At 68.1% G+C, this 23,400-nt stretch carries 24 protein-coding genes; 6 read left to right on the top strand and 18 right to left on the bottom strand.

What is annotated here, in order from left to right:
* Positions 1–9 precede the first annotated feature (9 nt).
* Positions 10–990, top strand: a complete 981-nt coding sequence (gnd, locus tag GEMRO_RS0115095) for a phosphogluconate dehydrogenase (NAD(+)-dependent, decarboxylating) (RefSeq protein WP_027134661.1) — start codon at positions 10–12, stop codon at positions 988–990.
* Positions 991–1,090: 100 nt separating this feature from the next.
* Here gnd and GEMRO_RS0115085 read toward each other — a convergent pair whose 3' ends face one another.
* The 16 genes from GEMRO_RS0115085 to GEMRO_RS0115010 form a co-directional block, all read right to left on the bottom strand.
* Positions 1,091–2,029 carry an SRPBCC family protein gene (locus tag GEMRO_RS0115085; RefSeq protein ID WP_051329102.1) on the bottom strand — a complete coding sequence of 313 codons (939 nt, stop codon included), beginning with the start codon at positions 2,027–2,029 and terminating at the stop codon, positions 1,091–1,093.
* On the bottom strand, positions 2,026–2,367 hold the full coding sequence (locus GEMRO_RS0115080; protein ID WP_205624982.1) for an ArsR/SmtB family transcription factor: 342 nt from the start codon (positions 2,365–2,367) through the stop codon (positions 2,026–2,028). The genes GEMRO_RS0115085 and GEMRO_RS0115080 overlap by 4 nt, the downstream gene beginning before the upstream one ends.
* A gap of 235 nt (positions 2,368–2,602) precedes the next feature.
* Positions 2,603–3,016: a Rieske (2Fe-2S) protein gene (locus GEMRO_RS0115075; RefSeq protein WP_027134658.1), complete on the bottom strand. Its 414-nt coding sequence runs from the start codon at positions 3,014–3,016 to the stop codon at positions 2,603–2,605.
* Positions 3,016–4,152, bottom strand: a complete 1,137-nt coding sequence (locus GEMRO_RS0115070) for an amidohydrolase family protein (protein WP_027134657.1) — start codon at positions 4,150–4,152, stop codon at positions 3,016–3,018. Before GEMRO_RS0115070 ends, GEMRO_RS0115075 begins: the two co-directional genes overlap by 1 nt.
* On the bottom strand, positions 4,149–5,213 hold the full coding sequence (locus GEMRO_RS0115065; RefSeq protein WP_027134656.1) for an amidohydrolase family protein: 1,065 nt from the start codon (positions 5,211–5,213) through the stop codon (positions 4,149–4,151). Before GEMRO_RS0115065 ends, GEMRO_RS0115070 begins: the two co-directional genes overlap by 4 nt.
* 17 nt (positions 5,214–5,230) lie before the next feature.
* Complete coding sequence (locus GEMRO_RS0115060; protein ID WP_035485388.1) at positions 5,231–6,055, bottom strand: carbohydrate ABC transporter permease; 825 nt, start codon at positions 6,053–6,055, stop codon at positions 5,231–5,233.
* Positions 6,055–6,924 (bottom strand): carbohydrate ABC transporter permease, encoded by an 870-nt coding sequence (locus GEMRO_RS29885; protein ID WP_035485385.1) that lies wholly within the window; start codon positions 6,922–6,924, stop codon positions 6,055–6,057. Before GEMRO_RS29885 ends, GEMRO_RS0115060 begins: the two co-directional genes overlap by 1 nt.
* A 52-nt stretch (positions 6,925–6,976) precedes the next feature.
* Positions 6,977–8,179 carry an ABC transporter substrate-binding protein gene (locus tag GEMRO_RS0115050; protein ID WP_027134654.1) on the bottom strand — a complete coding sequence of 401 codons (1,203 nt, stop codon included), beginning with the start codon at positions 8,177–8,179 and terminating at the stop codon, positions 6,977–6,979.
* Between the two features lie 88 nt (positions 8,180–8,267).
* Positions 8,268–9,521 (bottom strand): extracellular solute-binding protein, encoded by a 1,254-nt coding sequence (locus GEMRO_RS0115045; protein WP_169728394.1) that lies wholly within the window; start codon positions 9,519–9,521, stop codon positions 8,268–8,270.
* Between the two features lie 178 nt (positions 9,522–9,699).
* Entirely contained in the window at positions 9,700–10,371 is a 672-nt protein-coding gene (locus tag GEMRO_RS0115040) for a cysteine hydrolase family protein (RefSeq protein ID WP_027134652.1), read from the bottom strand.
* 3 nt (positions 10,372–10,374) lie between these two features.
* Positions 10,375–11,397 carry a branched-chain amino acid ABC transporter permease gene (locus tag GEMRO_RS0115035; protein WP_035485383.1) on the bottom strand — a complete coding sequence of 341 codons (1,023 nt, stop codon included), beginning with the start codon at positions 11,395–11,397 and terminating at the stop codon, positions 10,375–10,377.
* A gap of 5 nt (positions 11,398–11,402) precedes the next feature.
* Positions 11,403–12,293: a branched-chain amino acid ABC transporter permease gene (locus GEMRO_RS0115030; protein ID WP_027134650.1), complete on the bottom strand. Its 891-nt coding sequence runs from the start codon at positions 12,291–12,293 to the stop codon at positions 11,403–11,405.
* Between the two features lie 6 nt (positions 12,294–12,299).
* On the bottom strand, positions 12,300–13,004 hold the full coding sequence (locus GEMRO_RS0115025) for an ABC transporter ATP-binding protein (protein ID WP_027134649.1): 705 nt from the start codon (positions 13,002–13,004) through the stop codon (positions 12,300–12,302).
* Positions 12,997–13,737 carry an ABC transporter ATP-binding protein gene (locus tag GEMRO_RS0115020; RefSeq protein ID WP_027134648.1) on the bottom strand — a complete coding sequence of 247 codons (741 nt, stop codon included), beginning with the start codon at positions 13,735–13,737 and terminating at the stop codon, positions 12,997–12,999. Before GEMRO_RS0115020 ends, GEMRO_RS0115025 begins: the two co-directional genes overlap by 8 nt.
* 79 nt (positions 13,738–13,816) lie before the next feature.
* Positions 13,817–14,959: an ABC transporter substrate-binding protein gene (locus tag GEMRO_RS0115015; RefSeq protein ID WP_322100065.1), complete on the bottom strand. Its 1,143-nt coding sequence runs from the start codon at positions 14,957–14,959 to the stop codon at positions 13,817–13,819.
* A 108-nt stretch (positions 14,960–15,067) separates the two neighbouring features.
* Positions 15,068–15,889: an alpha/beta fold hydrolase gene (locus GEMRO_RS0115010; RefSeq protein WP_027134646.1), complete on the bottom strand. Its 822-nt coding sequence runs from the start codon at positions 15,887–15,889 to the stop codon at positions 15,068–15,070.
* 298 nt (positions 15,890–16,187) lie between these two features.
* Between GEMRO_RS0115010 and GEMRO_RS0115005 the strand changes: the two genes are divergently transcribed.
* The 5 genes from GEMRO_RS0115005 to GEMRO_RS29880 are packed head-to-tail and all read left to right on the top strand — an operon-like array spanning position 16,188 to position 20,809.
* The gene (locus tag GEMRO_RS0115005; RefSeq protein ID WP_035485381.1) at positions 16,188–17,435 is read left to right on the top strand and encodes an ABC transporter substrate-binding protein; all 1,248 of its coding nucleotides are present in this window, start codon (positions 16,188–16,190) and stop codon (positions 17,433–17,435) included.
* Positions 17,436–17,438: 3 nt separating this feature from the next.
* A complete protein-coding gene (locus GEMRO_RS0115000; RefSeq protein WP_027134644.1) occupies positions 17,439–18,176 on the top strand; it encodes an ABC transporter ATP-binding protein in 738 nt (245 codons plus the stop codon).
* Complete coding sequence (locus tag GEMRO_RS0114995) at positions 18,173–18,886, top strand: ABC transporter ATP-binding protein (RefSeq protein WP_027134643.1); 714 nt, start codon at positions 18,173–18,175, stop codon at positions 18,884–18,886. Before GEMRO_RS0115000 ends, GEMRO_RS0114995 begins: the two co-directional genes overlap by 4 nt.
* Before the next feature lie 10 nt (positions 18,887–18,896).
* The gene (locus tag GEMRO_RS0114990; RefSeq protein ID WP_027134642.1) at positions 18,897–19,772 is read left to right on the top strand and encodes a branched-chain amino acid ABC transporter permease; all 876 of its coding nucleotides are present in this window, start codon (positions 18,897–18,899) and stop codon (positions 19,770–19,772) included.
* The gene (locus tag GEMRO_RS29880; protein WP_051329101.1) at positions 19,769–20,809 is read left to right on the top strand and encodes a branched-chain amino acid ABC transporter permease; all 1,041 of its coding nucleotides are present in this window, start codon (positions 19,769–19,771) and stop codon (positions 20,807–20,809) included. Before GEMRO_RS0114990 ends, GEMRO_RS29880 begins: the two co-directional genes overlap by 4 nt.
* Here GEMRO_RS29880 and GEMRO_RS0114980 read toward each other — a convergent pair.
* A complete protein-coding gene (locus tag GEMRO_RS0114980; RefSeq protein WP_027134641.1) occupies positions 20,796–21,668 on the bottom strand; it encodes an NmrA family NAD(P)-binding protein in 873 nt (290 codons plus the stop codon). The genes GEMRO_RS29880 and GEMRO_RS0114980 overlap by 14 nt on opposite strands.
* Before the next feature lie 74 nt (positions 21,669–21,742).
* A complete protein-coding gene (locus GEMRO_RS0114975; RefSeq protein ID WP_027134640.1) occupies positions 21,743–23,344 on the bottom strand; it encodes a diguanylate cyclase domain-containing protein in 1,602 nt (533 codons plus the stop codon).
* Positions 23,345–23,400: the final 56 nt, after the last annotated feature.

Genomic DNA, 23,400 nt, shown 5'->3' with positions numbered 1-23,400 from the left:
ACAAGAAACGTGCAACTCGGGATGATCGGCCTCGGCCGGATGGGCGGCAACATCGTGCGGCGCCTGCTTGGCCATGGCCACCAAGCGGTGGTGTATGACCTGGCGCCGGCCGCCGTGACGGCGCTGACGGAGGAAGGCGCCACCGGCAGCGGCTCGGTCGCGGAGATGGTGCGGAAACTGGACAAGCCCCGGATCGTCTGGTCGATGCTGCCGGCCGGCGAGATCACCGAGAAGCAGATCACCGAGCTTGGCGGCCTGCTGGAAGCCGGCGACATCGTCATCGACGGCGGCAACACCTTCTACAAGGACGACATCCGCCGCGCCGCCGCTTTGGCCGAGAAGGGCATCCGCTATGTCGATGTCGGCACGTCCGGCGGCGTGTGGGGCCTGGAGCGCGGCTACTGCATGATGATCGGCGGCGAGAAGGAAGCGGTCGACTACCTGGACCCGATCTTCCAGGCGCTGGCCCCCGGCAAGGGCAGCATCCCGGCCACCGAGGGCCGCGACGGCCTGGATCCAAGGGCAGAGCTCGGCTACCTCCACACCGGCCCGTGCGGGTCCGGCCATTTCGTGAAGATGGTCCATAACGGGATCGAGTACGGCCTGATGCAGGCCTATGCCGAAGGCTTCGACATCCTGCGCCACAAGAACAGCGCGGACCTGCCGGAGAACGAGCGGTTCGACCTGAACATGGCCGACATCGCCGAGGTCTGGCGGCGCGGCAGCGTGATTTCCTCGTGGCTGCTCGACCTCACCGCCAGTGCCCTGGCCAGAGAGCCGGACCTGTCCGGCTTCGACGGCAAGGTCGACGATTCCGGCGAAGGCCGCTGGACGATCAACGCGGCGATCGAAGAAGCCGTCTCGGTCAACGTCCTCTCAGCCGCCCTGTTCGCCCGCTTCCGCTCGCGCCAGGACAACACGTTCGGCGAAAAGATGCTCTCGGCGATGCGCTATGGCTTTGGCGGCCATGTGGAGAAGAAGGAGGAGTGAGCGTCCAGCTCATCGCTCCTGGGCGGTTCGCCTGGTCGCCCGGCGCGAACGGCCAGGCAGCCGACCAGGCGGACGCCCCGGCCATCCTGGAACCCGGCTGCTAGGCGGCGGCGTCCCGCCGGGATCCGACGAAACGCTCCAGCTTGCCCAGCGTCTGCTGGCCAAGTTCGACCGCGCCGGATCCCTTCGCCTCCCGGAACTCGGCCTCCGTGCTGAACACCATGCCCAGCGTCACCATGGTCGCCCCGTCCTGGTCCTCGAACGAGGCCCAGGCGTCGGCATGTTTCGGCCCGTTCTCGCCCCACAGCAGCGCATAGCCGATCCTCTCTTCGGGCCGGACCTCTGTGTAGACATGGTGGTTCGGGAACTCCGTGCCGTCCGGCCCGATCATGTCGAACACCCACTCCCCGCCGGTGCACAGGTCGATCCGGTGGGTGCGGCAGGAAAAGCCGTCGGGCCCCCACCATTGCGGCAGCGTCTCCGGGTTCATCCACGCGCCCCACACGACGGATCGCGGCGCTCGGATCACCCGCTGAAGCACCATGGTCCGTGCGGCCACGCCCGCGAGATGGTCCAGGCCGCCACCGAAGCCTTCCCGGTAGCCCGCCTCCATGTCCTGCGCCAGCGACGAAAGCTGCACCATCACGGCTATCCAGCTGCGCTCGTCATTACCGGAGAAGTCCGCCGTCACCAGCGCCGCCGATTGCGTCGTGCTCCCGGACGAGACGACCTCGTAGTTGACGCTGCGCAGCCCCGGCTCCAGCGCGAGCCAGCCGCACTCGCAACGGATGTCCGGCTGGCCCTCGACCTTGCAGAGCGAGACTTCGCGCCCGCCCACCCGGGTGTCGGCCTCCAGGATCTCCACGGTGACCGCGGACGAAGGAGCCGACCAGACCGCCCGGGCTGCCGGAGCCGTCCAGGCCTGCCACAGCACCGACACGGGCGCGGCCACGCTTCGCTCGAAGGTCAGCGTCGCGAAGCGGCCCGGCGGATGACCTGCCGCCGCGGGCATGGCATCCGAATTCTGGTTCGGTCTCATCTCGCGCGTTCCTTCGCAATCTGTGTCGCCAACGCTTCCAGCCGGTCGAGCCGGGCCTCCCAGGTGGCCCGATGCTCGTCGAGCCATGCCCGAACCGGCGACAGTGCCTCCGGCACGATGACGCAGGTGCGCACCCGCCCCTCCTTGGAGGAAGCGATCAGCCCCGCGTCCTCCAGCACCGAAAGATGGCGCATCACCGTGGGCAGGCGCAGGCCGGTGGGCTCGGACAGATCCGTGACCCGGGCCGGCTTCTCGGCCAGCCGGTTCAGGATGGACCGGCGGGTCGGATCGGCCAGCGCATGGAGGATCAGGGAGAGGTCGGCGTCATCCTTAGTCATGTTGCTAACTATCACCTCCTGCGCTTGCTTGCCAGGAGAACCTTTTCCGATCGGTTAAGTTTTGGGTAGGCAGGCTGGGCCGCCGGGGCGCTACGGCCACGTTGTCGCGCAGGAACCATCGGGCGCATCAGGATGACGTTCTGCTGGCCTGCCCCACCCACGATCCGCACGGATCACCGGCCGGAGGATGCGGCAACGGGCGGCGTCGGAGGCGCCCGGTGCGGCGCCCCTGCCCTTACAGTTCCACCACCACGTACTCGCCTTCGACCGAGACCGGGAAGGTCTCGGCAAGGTAGGGCCCCTCGACCACCCGGGTGCCAGGCTCCACCGAGACGGCATAGTTGCGCACCCGCATCTTCACCGGGTCGCAGTAGGACTTGCCGGTGCGCAGGTCGAACTCCCAGCCATGCCAGGGGCAGCGGACGATCTCGCCCTGGCGGCTCACCCGGTAGTCGCCGGGGCCGTCCGATTCCACCAGGCTGGTGAGCTTGCCCTTGCACAGGCTGCCGCCCTCGTGCGGGCACTTGTCGTACAGGGCGAAATACTCGTCCTTGACGTGGAAGATCGCGATCGGCCTTCCGTTGATCTCGACCAGCTTGCGACCGCCGGGCGGGATCTCGGCGGCGGTCGCGACGACATGCCGGGCCATCAGTCGAAGCGGAACAGCTTGCGCGCATTTTCCGACCGGATCGCCCGGGTCTGCTCGTCGGTCAGCCCGCGCGGCAGCGCGCGCGCCGGATCGTCGAAGTCCCAATGCGGATAGTCGGTGGCGAACAAGAGCCGGTCGAAGCCGACCTGCTCCATCAGATCGATCAGCTGGCGCGGGCTTTCCGGCTCGTCCATCGGCTGGGTGGTGATGTAGAGCTGCTCCTTCAGATATTCCGACGGCGGGCGCTTGAGGTGCGGGACCTCGGCGCGCAGGCGCGCCCAGTGCTTGTCCAGCCGCCAGGAGAGCGCCGCCAGCCAGCCGAAGCCGCCCTCGATGTTGATGAACTTCACGCCCGGGAAGCGCTCGAACACGCCTTCCAGCACCAGGCTCGCCACCACCGACTGGCAGGCCGCCGAATGGCCGGTCATCTCCTCCAGGTAGTAGGACGGCCAGCCGGTGCCGCTCACCGGGAAGCCGCTATAGCCGAACACATGCATCGCCACCGGCAGCCCGTGCCGCTCCGCGGCCTCGTAGATCGGCCAGTAGCGCTTGCGCCCGAGCGGCTCGTTGGTGCGGGTCAGCAGCAGGACCTGGGAGAAGCCCGGATCGCCGGCGCGCTTCTCGATCTCCGCCACCGAGGCCGCGGCATCCTCGTAGGACACCAGGATCGAGGCCTTCAGCCGCCGTTCCTGGCGCACCCAGGCGTCGAGCTGCCAGTCGTTGACGGCGCTCACCATCGCGGTGGTGAACTCGGGATCCTGGTCGGCTTGGCCGCTGGGATAGAGCGGCGCCATGATCGCGTACTCGACGCCATAGGCGTCCAGGTAGTGCTCGCGCATGAAGCCCAGATCGCTGCCGGGCTGGCCGCCATCAGGCCCCCAGGCGTCGCGGCGCGCCGCGCGGGGCGCCGCCTTGGGATACGGGTCGCCGTTCACGAAGGCGTGGCGCGGCCGCAGCCCGTAGGTCTGGATCCGATCCCACCAGCGCTTGCTTAAGTAGTGCTTCAGGTCGGCCAGCGACTTCACCGTCGGGTGCAGGTCGCAGTCGATGATGCCCAGCCGCTGCGGTGCTGCGCGGGTGGAGGTCGCAGGCGTCGCGGTCTCCGTCTGCGAACGATCGAGAACCTCGAGGGTCATGCCGTGTCTCCCAGACGCGGGTAGGTCGCGCGTGGATTGTCGACCATGATCTTGCGCTGCAGTTCCGGCGAGAAGCCAGCCGGGATCAGGTCGTCGCCGTCGAACTGCCAATGAGGATAGTCCGACGAGTACAGGAGTAAATCGTCCGAGCCGAGATGATCGAGCACCCGGCCGACTTCGGCCGGGTCGGCCGGCGCGTCGAACGGCTGCAGGGTCAGGCGGAAATGCTCGCGCACGATCTCGATCGGCGAGCGGTCGACCCAGGGCACCTCGATGCGCAGGCCGCGCCAGCCCTTGGTGAACCGCCACAGGAAGGTCGGCAGCCAGCTCACCCCGGATTCGGCCAGCACCACCTTCAGCTTCGGGAATTTCTGGAACACGCCGTGGCTGATCAGGCTGGCTACCTGGGCCTGAAAGGCCTGGGTCTGCACGACATAGTCCTCAACATGGTAGGTCGGCCAGCCCGACGCCGTGACCGGATGCCGGTAGGAGCTGCCCAGATGCACGCAGATCGGCAGGCCGTGGCGCTCGGCGGCGCGATAGATCGGCCAGTGAAAGCTCTTGCCGAGCGGCAGCTCGCCCATCACCAAAACCAGCACCTGCACGAAGCGCTTGTCGTGGGCCAGCCGCTCGATCTCGTCGACCGCCAGCTCCGGGTTCTGTACCGGCACCACGATCGAGGCGCGCAGCCGGGGCTCCTTGGAAAGCCACTCCACTGCCAGCCAGTCGTTGACCGCCTTGGCGAACGCTGCGGCCATCCGCTCGTCGTTGATCTGCTGGATGCCGTAGAGGCAGTTGCAGATCGCGATGGCCGGGTCCCACCGGTCGAACAGCTCGCTCTGGATCCGCTCGACGCTCTCGCCCGCCGGCCCCTTGCCGCCGGCGCGCCATTCCGGCCGGGCATTGATCGGGGCACGTGCCGGGAAGCTGCGGTTCTCGAAGCTCTCGATGCCGCGCACGTCGACCATTTCCTGCCAGTACGGGTCGAGATAGGGCACCAGCGCCTGGATGCCCGGTACGGTCGGATGGACGTCACAGTCGATGGCGCCGGTGGCTTTCATGGAGTTCTCCGTCATCCTCAGCCCTTGACCGCGCCGAAGGCCAGGCCGCGCACCAGGTGGCGCTGCAGCGCCATCATGAACAGCACGATCGGCAGCATGATCCCGATCGCGGCGGCGGCCGACAGCGACCAGTAGTTCAGGTCTTCCGCCCCGTACTCGGCGATCGCCACCGGCAGGGTCTTGGTGCTCGGGCCGGTCAGCACCAGCGCGAACAGGAACTCGTTGTAGGCGAGCAGCAGGCTGAACAGGCAGGTGATCCACAGGCCCGGCCGCACCACCGGCAGCGCCACCTGGTAGAACACCTGCCAAAGGTTGCAGCCGTCGATCCGGGCCGCCTCGTCCAGCTCCAGCGGCACGTCCATGAAGAAGCTGCGCATCATCCAGATCGTGAAGGGCTGGTTGATCGCCACCAGCGCCAGGACCATCGCCGGATAGGTGTCGATCAGGCTCAATCCCTGGGCCAGCACGAAGAACGGGATCGCCAGCAGGATGTGCGGGAACATCCGCATCGCCAGCAGGCCGAACAGGATCCCGCGCGAGCCGCTTCCCCGCATCCGCGAGAGCGCGAACGCCGCCATGGTGCCGATCGGCACCGAGATGCACACGGTGGAGACCGCGATCACCGCGCTGTTGATCAAGAAGCGCCAGAACTCCTTCTCGACCCAGACCTGGTAGTGGAACTCGAAGGTCGGCGTGAAGATCAGCTTGGGCGGCACCGAGAAGGCGTCCACCGGCAGCTTGATCGAGGTCAGGAACGCCCAGATGATCGGCGTGAGGTTCACCACGGTGAACGCGCACAGCGCCAGGAACAGGAGGGTCTGCGAGGCGCGCGAGGGACGCATCAGAACGCTCCCTTGTCGCGCCGGTACAGTACCGCGATCAGCAGGCCGATGGTGAGCGCCGAAAGCAGCAGCGTCAGCACGCCCAGCGCCGAGGCCTTGCCGATCTCGAGCAGCCGGAACGCCAGTGCATAGGTGTACATGGTGAGCGTTTCGGTGGCGGTGCCGGGACCGCCCGCGGTCAGCACGTAGATCTGGTCGAAGAACCGGAAGGCATCCATGATCCGGATCGCCAGCACGAACAGGATGAGCGGCTTGATCGCCGGCAGCATGACCTTGGTCAGCACCGTCCAGTTGCCCGCCCCGTCCATCTGCGCCGATTCGATCTGGCTGGAATCCACCGTGTTCAGCCCGGCATAGAGCACCAGGATCATGAACGGCGTGAACTGCCAGGCATCCGCCAGGATCACGGTGAACCGCGCCCAGCCGGGCGTGCCCAGCCAGTCCGGCGGGAAGATGTTGAAGCTCATGATGATCGCGTCGAGCAGTCCCCAGCGTCCGGTGAAGATCCAGCGCAGGAACAGGGCCGCCACCACCGGCGTCACGATGTGCGGCAGGAACATCAAAAGATTGAGCGGCTTGACCCCGAAGGTCAGCTTGTATAGCCCGAACGCCACCGCGAGGCCCAGCACGAACTCCAGGCTGACCGCGCCGGCGACGATCATCACCGTCTTGCCGATCGAGCTCCAGAACCGCTCGTCACCCAGCAGAGCCGTGTAGTTGCCCAGCCCGATGAAGCTCGGCTCCTGGCCGCCCAGGTAATAGTTGAAGAAGCTCAGATAGATCGCGTAGCCGAGCGGGTAGAGCAGCACCAGGGCGATCATCAGCCCACTCGGCACCAGGAAGAGCCAAAGGCCCCGTTGGGTCTGCATGTCAGGTCAAGTCTTCCGGATCGGGAGCGTTTGGACAGGCCGGGAACAGGCGTCAACCGTAGTAGCCGCGGCTCCTCAATAGTTGTTCCGTCTCGGCAGCCGCCGCATCGAGCGCTGCTTTCACCTCCATCTCGCCGGCCACCGCTTGGAGGATGCGGCGCGAGATGAACTCGCCCGCCTCGTAGAACTCGGGCAGCGGCGGAGTCGGCAGGGCCGTAGGCAGCGCTGCAAGGATGCCGGGATAGTGCCGGAACTTCTTCGCTAGCTCCGGATCGCGCAGCACGGAGTCGCGCGGCGGCACCAGCATGGCAGCCCCCTCGCGCATGTTGGCCTCGCTCGACGAGGTCGCCAGGATCCGGAACAGGAGTTCGGGGTCCTGCTTGCTGAACGCCGAGATTGCGTAGCCATCAGCCGCCAACCGGCTGTGGCCGCCGGGCGGGGCGGCCCACCCCATCAGATCCACCACGCGCGACTTGGCCGGATCGTCCATCGATGCGGTGCGGCTGGCCCATTGCAGGCCCATCGCCGCCAAGTCCTGCTGCAGGGCCAGGGTGCACTCGTCGTTGGCAGCGGTGGCATAGCCACGCTGCGCATAACCCGCGCTTTTCTTGAGCGCCTCGATCGCTTTGACGCCGTTCTCGCCGTTGAAGACCGGATGCCAGTCTTCGTCGAACCATCCATCGCCGATCGTGTTGAAGTACCAGTGCGCCTCGTTCATCACCGCGTCGATCGGCTTCAGGCACTTGATCGTGCCTGCCCGCATCGGCGTGTTGAACTTCTCCGCGAGCGCCAGGTACTCGTCCATGGTGGTGGGCGGCTGCCTGCCGGCTTCCTCGAACAGGTCGCGCCGAAAGAAGAGCAGCATCACGTTGACGTTGTGGGGCACGCAGTAGAGCTTGCCCTCGTACCGGTACGGCGCCAGCACGGTCTCGGGGAAGTCCGCAAGGGCAAACTCCCCTCGGTGCTTCTCCCACAAGTCGTCCAGTGGACGCAGCCAGCCGTTCTTGGCGTATTTCTGAACGGTGGTGTCGTTCGCGTAGACGATGTCCAGCGCGTCCGACTTCGAGGACAGGCTGATGGTCGCCAGCTCATTGGCCTTGTCGAACGGCATGAGCTGGGTGTTGACCTCCACCCCGGGCACGGCCGAACGCATCTTCTCCGCATAGAACTCCAGAGCCGGGAAGCGGTGGCTGATCATCTGCACCGGCGTTGCGGCTCTCGCCTGCCCTCCCGCCATGGAGGCCGCGGCCGCCATTCCGAGCGTCTGCAACGCCCGGCGCCGGTCGATCCCATATGCAGTCATCCGCGATTCCCCACCCTGCTTCCTGTTCGGCCCCGTCCACTCAGTTGTAGTAGCCGCGGCTCTGCAGGAGCTGCTCGGTCTCGCCGGCGGCGGCATCCAGCGCCTCCTGCACCTCCATCTCGCCGGCCACCGCCTGCAGGATCCGCCGGGTGATGAACTCGCCTGCCTCGTAGAACTCCGGCAGCGGCGGGAACGGCGTGGCGGTCTCCAGCGAGGCCAGGATCGCGGGATAGTGCCGGTACTGCTCCGCCAGCTTCGGGTCGCGCAGCACCGATTCGCGAGGCGGCACCATCAGGGCTGCCGCCTCGCGCTGGGTGGCGTCGCTGGACGAGGTGGCGATGATCCGAAACAGGAGATCCGGGTCCTGCTTGGTGAAGGCGGAGATCGCGTAGCCGTCGCCGGACAGCCGGGCATGGCCGTCCGGCGGCGCCGCCCAGTCGATCTGGCCGACCACCCGGGACTTGGCCGGGTCGTCCATCGAGGCGGCGCGGGTGGCCCATTGCAGCCCCATTACCCCGATGTCCTGCTGGTAGGCGAGCGAGCATTCGTCGTTCGCGGCGGTGGCATAGCCGCGCTGGGCGAACTGGGTGATCTCCTTCAGCTGCTCGATCGCCGCCACGCCCTTCTCGTTGTTGAACACCGGCTTCCACTGGTCGTCGAACCAGCCGTCGGCCAGGGCATTGATGTACCAGTGCGCCTCGTTGAGGCCGGCATCGACCGGCTTCAGGCAGTTCACCGAGCCCGCGCGCATCGGCGAATTGAAGTGCTCCGCGAGCTCATGATACTCGGCGATCGTCTTGGGCGGCTGCTTGCCTTCCGCCTCGAACAGGTCCTTGCGGTAGAACAGCATCATCACGTTGACGGTGTGCGGCAGGACGTAGAGCTTGCCCTCGTAGCGGTAGGGCGCCAGCCCCGCTTCCGGGAAGTCGCCGAGGCCGAACTCGTCCTTGTACTTCGCGAACAGGTCGTCGAGCGGCATCAGCCAGCCGTTCTTGGCGTATTTCTGCACCGTGCTGTCGCTGGCGTAGACAATGTCCAGCGTGTCGGCCTTGGACGAGAGCGCGATGGTCGCGAGCTCGTTGGCCTTGTCGAACGGCATCAGCTGGGTGTTGACCTCCACCCCGTCCACCGCGCCGCGCATCTTCTCGGCGAACAGCTCGAGCGCCGGGTAGCGGTGGCTGATCATCTGCACGGGGGAAGCGGCGCGGGCGCGGGGAGCGCCCAGCAGCGACAAGGCGGCTGCGGCGCCGGCCGTCTGGATGGCGCTGCGACGGCTGAGGATCGGGCCGGTCATGGTCATTCCCTGATCTTGGCCGGCTCTCGGGGCCGGCGTTTCGCCCGACCCTCTTGTATGGTAGCAGCCCTGTCAATAGGGCTGATCCGGGTGAAAACACAGCGCTGGGGCGTCTTTTCAGGGCATGCCGACAGATCCGGCGCCCTCGCTCCGGACCTGTCGATGGACGACGGAAAGATCAGGCCGAGTAGAAGCTCCGAAGCTCGTTTGAGTCGACCACGTGGCAGTAGATCATGTTGATGATCTCCAGTTCGCGGTTCTGGAGCTCCATCGTCGCCGCCGCGCAGCAGTCCTCGACCACCAGGACGTTGAAGCTCTCGTCGGACAGGCTGCGCACCGTGGACGACACGCACTGGTCGGTGAAGATCCCGGTGGCGACCACGTTCTTGATGCCCATGTTGGCGAGCAGGATCCGCAGGTTGGTGCCGGTGAGCGCGCTGTCGGTGGTCTTCTCGACCACGATGTCGTCGCCCTGCGGCGCCAGCGCGGCGACCACCTGTCCCTCGTCCTCGTTGCGGGGCAGCAGCAGGTAGTTGAAGCCCGGCCGCTTCTGGCTGAGCGAGCGGTCGCGCCCGTCGTTCTTCAGGCAGGCGATCCGCGCATAGATCACTTCCACGCCCCGGCGGCGGCTGTCGTCGATCAGCTTCTTGATGTTGGGGATCACTACCTGGTTCATGCGCTCGAAGAACGGCTGCCACGCCTCGTTCTCGGCCGGATCGCTCTTGGGCAGGAGATAGGTTTTCTGCACGTCGATCACGAGCAGCGCCGTCTCCTTGGGATCGAGCACCATGTCCTCGGGCTCGGGCGCGTTGGCGTAGTAGAAGGAGCGGTGCCGGGTCTTCCAGCTCATCGATCAGCCCTTTTTCTTGAACCGGCGCAGGAGCAGCGGCCCGATCTCGGTCGCGGCGAACAGCCCGCCCGGCTTGAGGAACATCACGCCCATCATCGCCATCGCCAGCACGATCTCGGTGAGCCCCACCACCTGGTCGGCGAAGATGTCGGCCGCGTTCAGCGAGGTCTCCAGCGCGCGCAGGCTCTCGAACAGGATCGTCACCGCGAAGGTGCCGATCACCGCCCCGGTCACCGTGTTGGTGCCGCCGATCACCAGCATGCCCAGGATCACGAAGGTTTCCTTGAGGTAGAAGGCCTTGGGCGAGAACGAGGTCACGAAATGGCCCCACAGCGCCCCGCCGATCCCGGCGAACAGCGCGCTCAGGATGAAGGCCCGCCAGCGCAGGGAGGGGATGTTGGCGCCGAGCGCGCCAGCGGCCCGCTCGTCGTCCCGCGACGCCCGCAACAGAAGCCCGATCCGCGATTCCTTGAACAACAGCGCCACCACGACCGCCACCGCGGCGATCCCGCCCGCCAGCGGCAGGCTGGTGACGCTCGGCAGGCCGAACAGGGTCCGCGGCCCGTTGGTGACGGCGCTCCAGTGGGCGATGATGGTGTGCAGCACCACCAGCAGCGCAAAGGAGGTGATCACCGCCGGGGCGTCGGACAGGCGCATCAGCGGGTAGGCGATCACCGCGGCGATCAGCGCCGCCACCAGCCCGCCGATCAGGATGCCCACATAGCCCGAGACCTGCACGGTCTTGATAATCTCGTAGAGGTCGGGCAGCGCCATGCCGCGCATCTGCACCGGGATGGTGATCGCCGCCGAGGCGTAGGCGCCCACCCCCATGAAGCCGATATGGGCGAACGACAGGATCCCGGAATTGCCGGTGAAGGTCTGCAGGCCCACCACCAGCACCAGGCTGATCGCCATCGCGGTCGCGATGCGCTCGGTCAGGCGGTCCTGCAGGACGGCGGGCACGGCCACCAGCAGGGCCACCAGGCCCAGGAGGATGACGAGGGTGAGGATGTTGCCGCGTTTCAAGGGCTTCAGGTCCGCTGGCCGGTGGCGGGGCCGCGGATCAGGCCCTCGGGACGCCACAACAGGATCAGGATCACGAGGGTGAAGGTGAACGCGTCGCGGAACTGCAGGAGGTCCTGCGGCAGCGTGTAGTTCAGGCCGGTGTTGACGAAGGCCAGGAGGAACCCGCCCAGCACCGCGCCCTGCAGGCTGCGCATCCCGCCGATCACGGTCGCGATGAACGCCACCAGCAAAGGCTCCAGGCCGATGCCCGGCGTCACCGAGCCGATCCGGCCGATCCAGAGCAGCGACACCACCCCGGCGAAGAACCCGCTGATCGCGAACGCGCTGGAGATGATCAGGTTGGCCGGCACCCCCAGCATCCGCGCCATGCGGAACTGGGTCGCGGCCGCCCGCATCGCGATGCCGAGCACGGTTCTCTTCATCGCCCAGGCGAACAGCACGAGCAGCAGGATCGAGGCGACGATGGTGATCAGGTTGCGCGCCGGGATCAGGATGCCGGCGAACTCCACCGTCTGCGAGAACAGGTCCGGCAGCGGCACGTTGCGCGCCCTAGGCGAGATGAACAGCAGCGCGGCGTTCTGCAGGATGGTCGAGAAGGCGAAGGAGGTGATCAGCACCGCGGTCACCGATTTCGCCCGCACCGGCCGGAAGGCGATGTAGTCGGTGGCGACCCCGGTGGCGATCGCGATCAGCACCGCCACCGCGGCCATCACGATCCAGGGCAACCCTGAGCCGTTCATCAGGAACAGGCCGTAGCCCGCCACCATGATCAGCTCGCCATAGGCGAAGTTCACCAGCTTGAGGATGCCGTAGACGATCACCAGGCCCAGCGCCATCAGCGCGTAGGCGCCGCCCAGGCTGAGCACGTCGATGGTGAACTGGAGGAGAAACTGCATGTGCGCTCAGCCGCCCAGATAGAGCTGTTCGAGGTCGGAGGCCGCCGCGATCTCGGCGGCGCTGCCTTGCGCCGCGATGGTTCCCAGCCGCATCACATAGGCCCGGTCGGCCACGGAGAGCGCCTTGGACGCGTTCTGCTCCACCAGCAGGATGGTCAGGCCGTCGCGCTTGAGCTCGGCGATCATCTCGAAGATCTGGTCCACGATGGTGGGGGCCAGGCCCAGGGACGGCTCGTCCAGCAGCAGGAGGCGCGGCCGAGACATCAGGGCGCGGGCGATCACCAGCATCTGCTGCTCGCCGCCGGAAAGGGTGCCGGCCGGCTGCTGGAACCGCTCCTTGAGCCGTGGGAACAGGGCGAACATCCGCTCGGTGTCGGCGTCCACCCCGTCCCGGTCGCGCCGCCTGGTATAGGCGCCCAGCACGAGGTTCTCGCCCACCGTCAGGTCGGGGAACACGTCGCGGGTCTCAGGGACCATCGCCACGCCCTTGCGCACCATCCGCTCCGGCGACCAGGACGAGACGTCGGTGCCGTCCAGCCGGATGGTGCCGCTGGACTTCAGCGCCCCGGCGATGGCCAGCAGGGTCGAGGACTTGCCGGCGCCATTGGCGCCCAGCAGCGTCACCAGCTCGCCGTCGGCCAGCGTCAAGGAAACGTCGCGCACCGCGGCGATCGCCCCGTAGCTCACCTGGAGCCCCTGGACCTCAAGCATGCTGGGCCTGCGCGGAGGAGCCGAGATAGGCCTCGATCACGGCGGGATGGCGGCGCACGCTCTCCACGTCGCCCTCGGCGATGGTCCTGCCCGACGCCAGCACGTGCAGGCGGTGGCACAGCCGCATGATCAGCGGCATGTCGTGGTCGATGATCAAAAGGCCCAGGCGGCGCTTTTCCGGCAGCGCGGCCAACAGCGACAGGAGCACCTCGGATTCGCCCTCGTTCATGCCGGCGGCCGGCTCGTCCAGGATCAGGAAGGACGGTTCGGCGGCCAAGGCCCGGGCGATCTCCACCCGGCGCTTGTCGCCATAGTTCAGGGCCGCCGCCAGCGTGTCGCCATGGCGGTCCAGGCCGAAATCATGGAGCAGGGCGGCGACCTTCGCCTGCGCCGCGCGCCGGCCGTGGCCCTGGGCCAGGGCGGCGGTCTCGATGTTCTCGGCCACGGTCAGGTGGTCGAACAGGCGCACGATCTGGAACGAGCGGGCGATTCCGTGGCGGGCGACGTCGCTGGGCTTCAGCCCCGCCATGGAGACGCCGTCCACCGTCACCTCGCCGCCCGCGAGCGGGACCTGGCAGGTGATGGCGTTGACCAGCGTGGTCTTGCCGGAGCCGTTCGGCCCGATCAGCCCGACGATCTCGCCGCGGGCGAGGTCCAGGGTGACGCCATCCAGGGCGCGCAGCCCGGAAAACTCGACATGAACGTCGCGCGCCACGAGGCGGCCTTCAGACATCCGGGGGACCTTGAATTCAGAGAAAGGGCGGCGACGGTGCTTGGGCGGGCGCGCCGGCCGGCGCGCCCGCCCCTGCCGCTCAGGGCGCCGGGACGCTGTCCGGGCGGTGCCACTTGACGAAGGAGGTCTTGCCGTCCTTCAGCTCGATGATCGCCGCCGCCTTGTTCGGCATGTGGCCTTCCTCGGCGGTGCCGTAGTCGAGGCTGCCGGTAAGCAGCTCGAACTCGCCCTCCTCCAGGGCCTTGGCGACCGCGGCGCCGTCGGTGGTGCCGGCGGCCTCGACGGCCTGGGCCAGCAGCATCACGGTGTCGTAGCCGGTCGCGACGAAGGAGGTGTCGGGCTCGCCGCCATACATCTCCTTGTAGAGCTCGATGAACTTCTGCATCTGCGGCCCGGCGTCGGAGCCCATCCAGGTATGGGTGACGAAGTAGACGTCGTTGCCGAACTTCTCGCCCAGCGCCTGGTGCAGCGCCGGATCGTCATAGGCGTCGCCGCCCAGCACCGGCGCGTCGTAGCCGACCTCGCGCAGTGCCCGGATGATCACGCCGATGTCGGTGCCATAGGAGGACAGGAAGATGACGTCCGGCTTCTCCGGCAGGGCCTGCAGCCGGGAGAGCTGCGCCGAGAAGTCGTTGTCGCCGTTGTTGTAGCTGTCCTCGAGCAGGATCTCGCCGCCGCCGGCCTTGAACTGCTCCATGAAGTACTTAGGCAGCGACTTGGTGTAGGCGATGAACTGGTCGGTGACGACGTAGGCCTTCTTCCAGCCCTTCTCGAGCGCAAAGTCCGCCGCGACTGCGCCCATGGTGGTGTTCCACATGGACAGGGTGAACTGCTTGTCGCCGAGCGACCAGGAGCTGTAGAGCGGGTCGGAGGCGCAGGTCGAGATGCCGACGATGTCGGCGGACTGCGCCTCGCGGCTGGCCGGGCCGCCGAAGTCGAAGTCGCAGGGCGCCATGATCAGCTCGGCGCCGTCGTCGATCAGTTCCACCGCGACGTTGCCGACCGTCACCGGGTCGGACTTGCCGTCGATGCTGACCAGCTTGACCGGCTGACCGAGCAGCCCGCCCTTGTCATTGAGCTCCTTGATCGCCACCTGGGCGCCCCGGAAGCCGGGCTCGTCCATCGGCGCCTGGATGCCGGTCAGGTTGAGCGCCGCCCCGATGGTAATCTCCGCCTTGGCCGGGATCGCTCCGAACGCCGCCATGGCGGCGCCTACCTGCATGAACCTGAGCAGTCTGCTCATCTCTCTTCTCCCCCTGTCCCATGCGGCCGTCCTGGAGGGACGGCTTCGTGAACAACCGTTCAAGAATCGGGCCAGCCGCCTTGGCGCTTATCGGCGGGCGGCCATGTCGTCCAGGAAGCGCGCGAAGATCGCGTCGAAGGCGGCCGGCGCGTCCCAGAACGGAGCGTGGCCCGAGTTCGGGATCTCGAACGTCCGGCCTTCCCAGAGGTTGGCGTACGCGATGTCCCGCAGGAATGCGACGTTCACGAACGGCTCGTCCACGCCGTTGACCACCGCCAGCGGCACCCGGGCGGTGGCCACGATCCGGCTCTGGTCCTCGCCGCTGCCGCCCACGAACTTCTCGAACATCAGCCGGCGGGCCCGGCCGTCGGTGCGGGCCACCACGTCGCGCAGGAACGGCTCGAACGGTTCGCCGCAGGTGCTGTGCGCGTAGTTCTCGACGTCCTCCGCGCTGAAATGCTCCTGCCCGGCCAGGTTCATGTGCGGGCTGGTGCGGAAGCCCTGCATCACCTGGTCCGGGGCCACCGGCGGCGTTCCGGTGATCATCAGGCCGAGCATGCCCGGAAAGCGCTTGATCATCTCCAGCCCGATATGGCCGCCCAGCGACCAGCCGAACACCACGGCCTGCTCGATCCCCATCCGGCGCAGCACCTCGGTCATGGCATCGGCATAGCCTTCCATGCAGTAGCTGCGCTCGGGGTCGAGCGCGTCGGCCGAATCGCCGTGGCCGGGCAGGTCCGGCGCGATCAGCCGGTAGCGTTCGCCGATCGCGCCCTGCAGCTGGTTGCGGAACACGGCGCCGCAACTGGAATTGCCGTGGATCAGGAGGACCGGCATGCCCTCGCCCGCGGATTCGCGGATGGCGATCCTGCCGTGGCTGGTCTCGATCGAGCTTTCCTTGACGGGCATTTTTCTCCCCATCCCGCGGCTCCCGCCGCCCCTTGTCCGCCACCTCCGGGTCATGAAATGATCTTTTCAAGCTTTGCGCAACCTGCCTAGTTTGTCGACATATCGACTTTCCCGGAAGCTGCTCTGCCCGGCCGGTGAGCAGCCTGCCTTCTGGCCGGTGACGGCGGGCGACTGGCACCGCGATTGCTCACCGGACTGGAAGGTCTCTCCTACACGGATGCGTCGGCCACGCATCGCTGCGGGAACGACACCACCGGGAGCCGGCCGGCCACTCAGCAATCATCGGGGGAAAGCCATCATGCCACGTCACCTCATCCGGTCCCGCCTCGCACGCCAGGCGCTCATGACGGTGGCCGCGACCGCCCTTCTGGGCAGCGGCGCTTTCGCCGACGAGGTCAAGATCGGCCTGCTGGCGCCCCTGACCGGCCCGGCCAGCGCGGACGGCCAGGAGTTCGAGCGCGGCGCCCAGCTCGCGATCGACGAGATGAACGCCGCCGGCGGCATCAACGGCCACACCTTCTCCCTGGTGGTGGGCGACGTGAAGGACCAGTCGGCCGGCAACGTCACCAGCGCGGTCGAGCGCCTGCTGGGCGATCCGGACGTGCATTTCATGCTGACCGGCTATGCCAGCCTGACCAATTTCGAGATCGAGAACATGGCCGAGGCGGAGATGCCCTATGTGCTCGCCGCCAACTCGCAGCAGACCAAGGACATCATCGCCCTGGCGCCGGAGAACTACACCTGCTGCTGGTCCTGGACCCCGTCCTTCGACGCCTACAACACCGACGTGACCGCGTTCGCCGAAAAGCTCGCCGCCGACGGCAAGATCGAGCTGCCGACCAAGAAGGTGGCGATCGTCTCCTCCGACAACGCCTATTCCAAGACGATCTCCGAAGGGATGAAGAAGACCTTCACCGAGCAGGGCTGGACGATCACCGTCGACGAGATCGTGCCGTTCGGCGAGGTCACCGACTGGCGCTCGATCCTGGCCAAGGTCCGCGAGGACGTCCCGGACGTGGTGATCAACACCGACTACCTGCCCGGCAACTCCGCCTCCTTCCTGACCCAGTTCCTGGAGCAGCCGACCAAGAGCCTGGTGTTCCTGCAATACGCCCCGAGCGTGCCGGAATTCGTCCAGCTCACCGGCGAGAAGTCCAACGGCGTGATCTACGACCTGCTGGGCGGTCCTTTGGTCTCGCCCAACAACCCGCGCGCCGACGAGATCATGACGAAGTTCAAGGACGCCTACGGGGTCGAGAGCGGCACCTACGGCGTGGCGCTCTACGAGATCGTCAACCTGTACTTCGATGCGCTGAAGAAGGTCGGCGATCCCAACGACCATGTCGGGATCATGGAGTCCATCGGCGCCACCGACAAGCAGGTGGTCGCCGGCCGCCTGAAGTTCGACCCGGAGACCCACCTGGCCATGCAGGGCGACGACTACATCCCGATCACCTTCTTCCAGATCTGGGACGGCGAGCGCATCCTGATCTCCCCGGAAAAATATGCGGTCGGCGAGTTCAAGCCGCAGCCCTGGATGCAGTGAGGCGTGGCACTTCTGGAAGTGGAGGAGGTGTCGAAGGCCTTCGGATCGCTGAAGGCCGTCGACGCCGTGTCGTTTCGCGTGGAGGCCGGCGAGATCTTCGGGATCGCCGGCCCGAACGGCAGCGGCAAGAGCACGCTCTTCAACGTCATCACCGGGATCCCGTTCGGCCCGGACAGCGGCCGGGTCCGCCTGGACGGGGTCGAGTTGCAGGGCCGCCCCGGCCACGCCATCGCCAAGCTCGGCCTGGCCCGGACCTTCCAGCGCGAGACCAGCTTCGACGGGCTGACCGTGTTCGAGAACGCCCTGATCGGCGCCACCTACGGCCGGCCGGGCAAGGCCTCGGAGCAGGCGCGCGCCCAAGCCGCCGAGGCGCTGGACTTCGTGGGCCTGCGGCGCCAGGCGTTCGGGCGGCCCGCGGGCGAGCTCTCGGTGTTCGACCGCAAATGCCTGATGCTGGCCACCGCCATCGCGATGGGCCCGCGCATCCTGCTCCTGGACGAGCCGGCCTCCAGCCTGACCCGGCCCGAGATCGAGACCTCGATCGAGCTGATCCGGCGGATTGCTCAGCGCGGCATCACCATCGTGCTGATCGAGCACGTGCTGACCTTCCTGATGAGCCTGTCCCAGCACCTGATGGTGCTCAACCAGGGCAGCGTGCTGGCCAGAGGCGACCCTGCCTCGGTGATCGCCGATCCGCGTGTGGTCGAGGCCTATCTGGGCAGCCGGAGGCCGGCGGCATGAGCGCGCTTCTCGAGGTCGAGGACCTGACCGCCGGCTATGGCCGGGTCACCGTGCTGCACGGCCTGACCATGCGGGCGGGCATCCACGGCAATGTCGGCCTGTTCGGCCCGAACGGGCACGGCAAGACCACGCTGCTGCGCACGATCTCCGGCCTGCTGCGGCCCAGATCCGGCAGGATCCGCTTCGACGGCCAGGACATCGGCGGGCAGAGCGCCCGGGCGATCATGGGGCGGGGCCTGATCCATGTCCCCCAGGGCAACCGGCTGTTCCCCGACCTGTCCATCGCCGACTGCCTGGCGCTCGGCGCCTACGCCCCGCACGCCCGGCCGCACGAGGCCGAGAATCGCGAGAAGGTGGTCCGGATCTTCCCCAAGCTGGCGGAGCGCTGGCGCCAGCGGGTCCGTACCCTGTCCGGCGGCGAGCGGCAGATGGTCTCGATCGGCACCGCCCTGATGAGCCATCCGCGCCTTTTGATCCTGGACGAGCCGACCCTGGGCCTGGCCCCCAAGATCAAGGACGAGCTGTGCGCCGCGGTGATGGCGATCTCGCAGGGCGGCGTGCCCCTGATCGTGGTCGAGCAGGACGTCGAGTTCCTCCTGGAGCTCAGCCAGCACCTTTATCTCGTCAATCACGGCGAGGTCGCCACCGAGATCAAGCCCGGCCAGACCATGGACCATGGCGAGATCATGTCGATGTATTTCGGACACTAGGACTCCACCCATGGGAACAATGGCCGAAATCCTGTTCGGCGGCCTCTTCCAGGGCTCGCTCTACGCCATGATGGCGGTCGGGCTGGCGCTGGTCTGGACCACGATCGGCGTGTTCAACTTCAGCCACGGCGTGTTCATGATGCTGGGCGCCTATCTCGCCTGGCAGTTCGTCGATCTGGGCCTGCCCTTCCCCCTTGCCCTGCCCATGGCGGTGGTGGCGATGGCCGGGGTCGGCTGGATCCTGCAGGCGAGCGTGGTCCGCCCGCTGATCGGCCGGCCCAACATCGTGCTGGTGGTGGTGATCACCACGCTGGCGGCCGCCTCCCTGATCGAGAACGGCGTGCTGGAGCTGTGGGGACCGCGCTCCAAGCAGATCCCGGCGCTGTTGGAAGGCACCGCCACCATCGGCGGCATCGGCGTGTCGCTCCACCAGATCGCGATCATCCTGGTCACGCCGCTGATCCTCCTGGCGCTGTGGCTGTTTTTGAACCGGACCCGGCTGGGTCTCGCCCTGCGCGCGGTCGCCCAGAACGAGGACGCCAGCCTGCTGGTCGGGCTGAACGTCACCGCCCTCTATGGCCTGGCCTTCGCCATCGCCGCCTCGCTGGCCGGCCTCGCCGGCATCTTCATGGGCGGCTACCGCTTCATGTCGCCGGTGATGGGCAGCGACCCCCTGCTCAAGGCGCTGATCGTGGTGGTGTTCGGCGGGATCTCCAGCATCTCGGGCCCGATCTTCGCCGCCTACCTGATCGGCTTCTTCGAGGCCGCCGCCAGCTATTATTTCGGCCTGTACTGGACCCCGGCCCTGCTGTTTGCCGTTCTGATCCTCACGTTGATGGTCCGCCCCGAGGGCATCTTCACCGGCCGGGCGGGGCGCCTAGCATGACCGACCTTGCCCGCATAGCCCCGGTGGCCGGCATGCCCGGCCGCGCCTCCTGGAAGGCCGAGGCTTTTGGCCTGGCCCTGGGCTTTCTGGCCCTGGCGCTGCTGCCGCTGGTCTTCGACGACAGCTACAGCCGCCATGTCCTGATCATGGCGTTCATCTACGCCGTCGTGGCCTCGAACTGGGACCTGAGCCTGGGCTATGGCGGGGTGTTCAACTTCGGCCACCTGGCCCTGTTCGGGATCGGCGTCTACGCCTACGGCATGCTCACCAAGCTCACCGGGCTGGATCCCTGGCTGGCCCTTCTGGCCAGCGGCGTCATCGCGACCATCGCGGCGATCGTGGTCACCATCCCGATCCTGCGCCTGAAGGGCATCTTCATCATCCTGGTGACGTTCGGCTTCGCCCAGCTGGTCATGCAGGTGATCCTCAGCCAGTCGGACTATACCGGCGGCACCCAGGGCCTGGTGCGGATCCCGGGCCTGTACTGGTTCGACCACAACATGGTCCGCGACGGCAAGTTCGCTTACTTCTTCATCGCCCTGGCGCTGCTGGGCGCCAGCACCGTGTTCCTGCGCGTCTTCGTGCGCTCGCGGATCGGGGCCGGGATCGTGGCGCTTCGCGACAACGAGGAATACGCCATCAGCCGCGGCATCTCGATCGTGCGCCAGCGCATGATCACGCTGGCGGCCAGCGCCTTCTTCACCGGCATGGCCGGCGGCTTCTACGCCGGCTACCAGCGCAACGCCTCGATCGACGTGTTCGGAGCGAGTCTGACCACCATCATCCTGTCGATGGTGCTGCTGGGCGGCACCAGCACGATCTACGGCGCGATCGTGGCCGCCTTCGTGCTCACCTTCTTCGGCGAAGCGATGGCCGATTTCGGCGCATGGCGGCCGATCATCACCGCCTTGCTGATCATCGCGGTGATGCTGGCCTACCCCTCGGGCCTGGCCGGGATCATCCGGGCCGGCTGGCTGGCGACGGCCGGGCGGTTCCGCCGCCAGGAGACGGGCAGCCCGGGCCTCAGCCGGCCGTGAGCATCCGGCGGACCGCCTCGTCCAGCGTGACGCTGCCCCGCCGGATCTCGCCGACCCCCTCCTCGAACCGGATCCGGCCGCTGTTCAGCCCCTCGTAGATCTCGACCGTCCCGCGCGCGTAGTCGGGTCCGATCCCCGCCCCCACCAGCGCCTGATAAAGCGCCTCGCCCGGCAGCGGCACCGCCCGCACCGGGCGCCCGGCCACCCGGCCCACCGCGTCGGCGACGTCCTGCGGCGCGTAGTCTTCCGGCCCCAGCACGTCGACGATCCGCAGGTCGCCGTCCGGCTCCAGGAGGCAGGCGGCGGCGATCCGACCGACATCCTCGGCCGAGACCATCTGCATCTTCGCGTCCAGCGGCAGGCGCGGGCTGGCCAGCACGCCGTTCTCCACCGCGCCCGGCAGCAGAAGGGACCAGTTCTCCATGAAGTCGCAGGCGCGCACGAGGGTGGCCGCCACCTCGGTCCGGCACAGCGCCCCCTCCAGCTCGTAGAGGGTCCGGATCAGGCCGGTGCCGCGGTGCAGGTGCGCGCCGCCGGAGGAGAGCGCCACGACATGGGGCAGGCCGGCTGAAGTCACCGCCTGGGCGATCGCCTGGGCCTGGGCCCGGCCGGCAGCCAGCGCGTCCGCGGCCTGCGGATCCGGCGGCAGCAGCACATAGGCGCCCTCCGCCCCTTCCATGGCCTCCGCCAGCCCGTCCGGGTCGGCCAGGTCGGCCGACACGAGCTCGACGTCCTTGGCCGCCAGGTGCCGGGCCCTATCCGGGTCGCGTGCCAGCACCCGCACCCTGGCGCCCCGCCGGCGCAGCTCGGCCAGCACCGCCCCGCCGGTCTTTCCCGTCGCTCCCATCACTGCATACATCAGGGACCTCCCGTGGCTCGATCGGCACCAGTCCATAGCGCCACCGGCGGCCGGGATTAAGAGCAGGCCCATGCTCAGGCCGGGTCCGAAGTCTCCTGCCGCTGGCCGGCCTTGCCGCTCATCATGCGGTCCGTTGTCCGCCAGGTGGCACGGCCGGCCTGCTTGGCGGCATAGAGCGCCCGATCGGCCGCCACGAACAGTTCCTGCGCAGCGGCGCCGTGCTCCGGGAACAAGGCGATGCCCAGGCTGGCGCCCGAGCGGACCTCCTGGTCCTCCAGGGAGAAGGGCCGCGCCAGCGCCTCGACCAGGCGCTGCGCGGTGGTCTCGGGCGAAAACGGCCCGCCCCGCCCGACCAGCAGCACCGCGAACTCGTCGCCGCCCAGCCGCGCCACCATGTCCTCCTCCCGCAGCACCGCGCGCATCCGGTTGGCGGCCGCGGCCAGCAGGGCGTCGCCGGTGGCATGGCCCAGCCGGTCGTTGACCTCCTTGAAGTGGTCGAGATCCAGCAAAAGCAGGGCGAGCGCGCCCTGGTGCCGCCGCGCCGCCGCGAGCTCTCCGCTCAGCCGCTCGCCCAGCCCACGCCGGTTGGGCAGGCCGGTCAGCTCGTCGTGGCGGGCGCGGTGGCGCTGCAGGGCCTCGCTGGCGGCAAGCTCGCCCACCCGCCATTCCAGCTGGCCGGCCATGACGCCCAGCTCGCGCGCCAGTTCCTCCAGTTCGTCGCCGCCCTGGCCGGCCACCGGCCGCGCCGCCAGGTCGCCGTCGCGCAGGCGCGTGGCGAACCGGGTGAGCGCACGCAGCCGGCGCGCCACCGCGATCTCGGCGAAGGCCGCGGCCAGGCCCGAGCCCAGCAGGAGGGCGAGCACGCCGGCGACCAATTCGATCCGGAGGACGCGGTCCGCCGCCGCGGTCACCTCCGCCTCCGGCAGGGAGACCGCCACCTTCAGGACGCCGCCTGCGGCCGGCGCCAGGCCGACCAGCCGCCCTGCGGCCGAGACGATGCGTGGCCCGGTTCCGGATTCGACCCTGGGCATCGCGCCCTCGGACCGGCTGCCCGGGCCATGGGCGACCAGGACATGGCCGTCGGTGTCCTCGATCACCAGCGCCGCTCCTTCCGGCCGTTCGAGGCGCTCGTCATGGGCGGCCATCCAGTCCAGGGACAGGTCGGCCACCAGGATCCTGGCCGGCTGGCCGGGCGCCGCCTCCAGCGGCATGGAGATCGGCAGCACCGGCCGGCCGGCTGCATCATGGACAGCCATGCGCGCGCCGATCGCCAGCCCGCCAGCCTGCGCTTCCTGGGCATAGAGCTGCCCGTCCGGGCCTTCGGTCCAGCCAGTGCCGCGCCCGTCGCAGATCATGCGGCTGTTCGGGCCGAACAGGCGGACATTGGCGTAGCGTCCGGCCGCATCCGCCAGCACCTCGGCCAGCCGTTCGCGGCAGGCCGCCATGTCGTCGCCTTCCAGGACTGGGGAGGTGCCCAGGGCCAGGAGGAGCTGCCGGGCCCCCTCCTCCAGCTGCTCGTGCTCCTCCGCGACCAGCAGCGCCGCCTGGAGCAGCCGCTGGCCGCCCTGCTCCAGATGCTCCGCGCGGTCCTGCCAGGCGCCATGAAGGGTGAGGCCCAGCGCCGGGAGCAGCGCGAGCAGAACAACCAGGGCCAGGCGCACGCGAATGCTCGACATGCCGCTCCCGCACAGGGGACGATCCGATCAGCCCCGCTGCTCTATCCTACTGCAGC

It is taken from the genome of Geminicoccus roseus DSM 18922, from assembly GCF_000427665.1.
Taxonomy (GTDB): Bacteria; Pseudomonadota; Alphaproteobacteria; order Geminicoccales; family Geminicoccaceae; genus Geminicoccus; species Geminicoccus roseus.
This window is presented reverse-complemented; position numbering and strand designations above follow the sequence as displayed.

Excerpts from the sequence above, each read along its gene's own strand:
- GEMRO_RS0115085 (WP_051329102.1), bottom strand. The coding sequence starts at position 2,029 with ATGAGACCGAACCAGAATTCGGATGCCATGCCCGCGGCGGCAGGTCAT.
- GEMRO_RS0115080 (WP_205624982.1), bottom strand. The coding sequence starts at position 2,367 with ATGACTAAGGATGACGCCGACCTCTCCCTGATCCTCCATGCGCTGGCC.
- GEMRO_RS0115075 (WP_027134658.1), bottom strand. The coding sequence starts at position 3,016 with ATGGCCCGGCATGTCGTCGCGACCGCCGCCGAGATCCCGCCCGGCGGT.
- GEMRO_RS0115070 (WP_027134657.1), bottom strand. The coding sequence starts at position 4,152 with ATGACCCTCGAGGTTCTCGATCGTTCGCAGACGGAGACCGCGACGCCT.
- GEMRO_RS0115065 (WP_027134656.1), bottom strand. The coding sequence starts at position 5,213 with ATGAAAGCCACCGGCGCCATCGACTGTGACGTCCATCCGACCGTACCG.
- GEMRO_RS0115060 (WP_035485388.1), bottom strand. The coding sequence starts at position 6,055 with ATGCGTCCCTCGCGCGCCTCGCAGACCCTCCTGTTCCTGGCGCTGTGC.
- GEMRO_RS29885 (WP_035485385.1), bottom strand. The coding sequence starts at position 6,924 with ATGCAGACCCAACGGGGCCTTTGGCTCTTCCTGGTGCCGAGTGGGCTG.
- GEMRO_RS0115050 (WP_027134654.1), bottom strand. The coding sequence starts at position 8,179 with ATGGCGGCCGCGGCCTCCATGGCGGGAGGGCAGGCGAGAGCCGCAACG.
- GEMRO_RS0115045 (WP_169728394.1), bottom strand. The coding sequence starts at position 9,521 with ATGACCGGCCCGATCCTCAGCCGTCGCAGCGCCATCCAGACGGCCGGC.
- GEMRO_RS0115040 (WP_027134652.1), bottom strand. The coding sequence starts at position 10,371 with ATGAGCTGGAAGACCCGGCACCGCTCCTTCTACTACGCCAACGCGCCC.
- GEMRO_RS0115030 (WP_027134650.1), bottom strand. The coding sequence starts at position 12,293 with ATGCAGTTTCTCCTCCAGTTCACCATCGACGTGCTCAGCCTGGGCGGC.
- GEMRO_RS0115025 (WP_027134649.1), bottom strand. The coding sequence starts at position 13,004 with ATGCTTGAGGTCCAGGGGCTCCAGGTGAGCTACGGGGCGATCGCCGCG.
- GEMRO_RS0115020 (WP_027134648.1), bottom strand. The coding sequence starts at position 13,737 with ATGTCTGAAGGCCGCCTCGTGGCGCGCGACGTTCATGTCGAGTTTTCC.
- GEMRO_RS0115015 (WP_322100065.1), bottom strand. The coding sequence starts at position 14,959 with ATGCAGGTAGGCGCCGCCATGGCGGCGTTCGGAGCGATCCCGGCCAAG.
- GEMRO_RS0115010 (WP_027134646.1), bottom strand. The coding sequence starts at position 15,889 with ATGCCCGTCAAGGAAAGCTCGATCGAGACCAGCCACGGCAGGATCGCC.
- GEMRO_RS0115005 (WP_035485381.1), top strand. The coding sequence starts at position 16,188 with ATGCCACGTCACCTCATCCGGTCCCGCCTCGCACGCCAGGCGCTCATG.
- GEMRO_RS0114995 (WP_027134643.1), top strand. The coding sequence starts at position 18,173 with ATGAGCGCGCTTCTCGAGGTCGAGGACCTGACCGCCGGCTATGGCCGG.
- GEMRO_RS0114990 (WP_027134642.1), top strand. The coding sequence starts at position 18,897 with ATGGGAACAATGGCCGAAATCCTGTTCGGCGGCCTCTTCCAGGGCTCG.
- GEMRO_RS29880 (WP_051329101.1), top strand. The coding sequence starts at position 19,769 with ATGACCGACCTTGCCCGCATAGCCCCGGTGGCCGGCATGCCCGGCCGC.
- GEMRO_RS0114980 (WP_027134641.1), bottom strand. The coding sequence starts at position 21,668 with ATGTATGCAGTGATGGGAGCGACGGGAAAGACCGGCGGGGCGGTGCTG.
- GEMRO_RS0114975 (WP_027134640.1), bottom strand. The coding sequence starts at position 23,344 with ATGTCGAGCATTCGCGTGCGCCTGGCCCTGGTTGTTCTGCTCGCGCTG.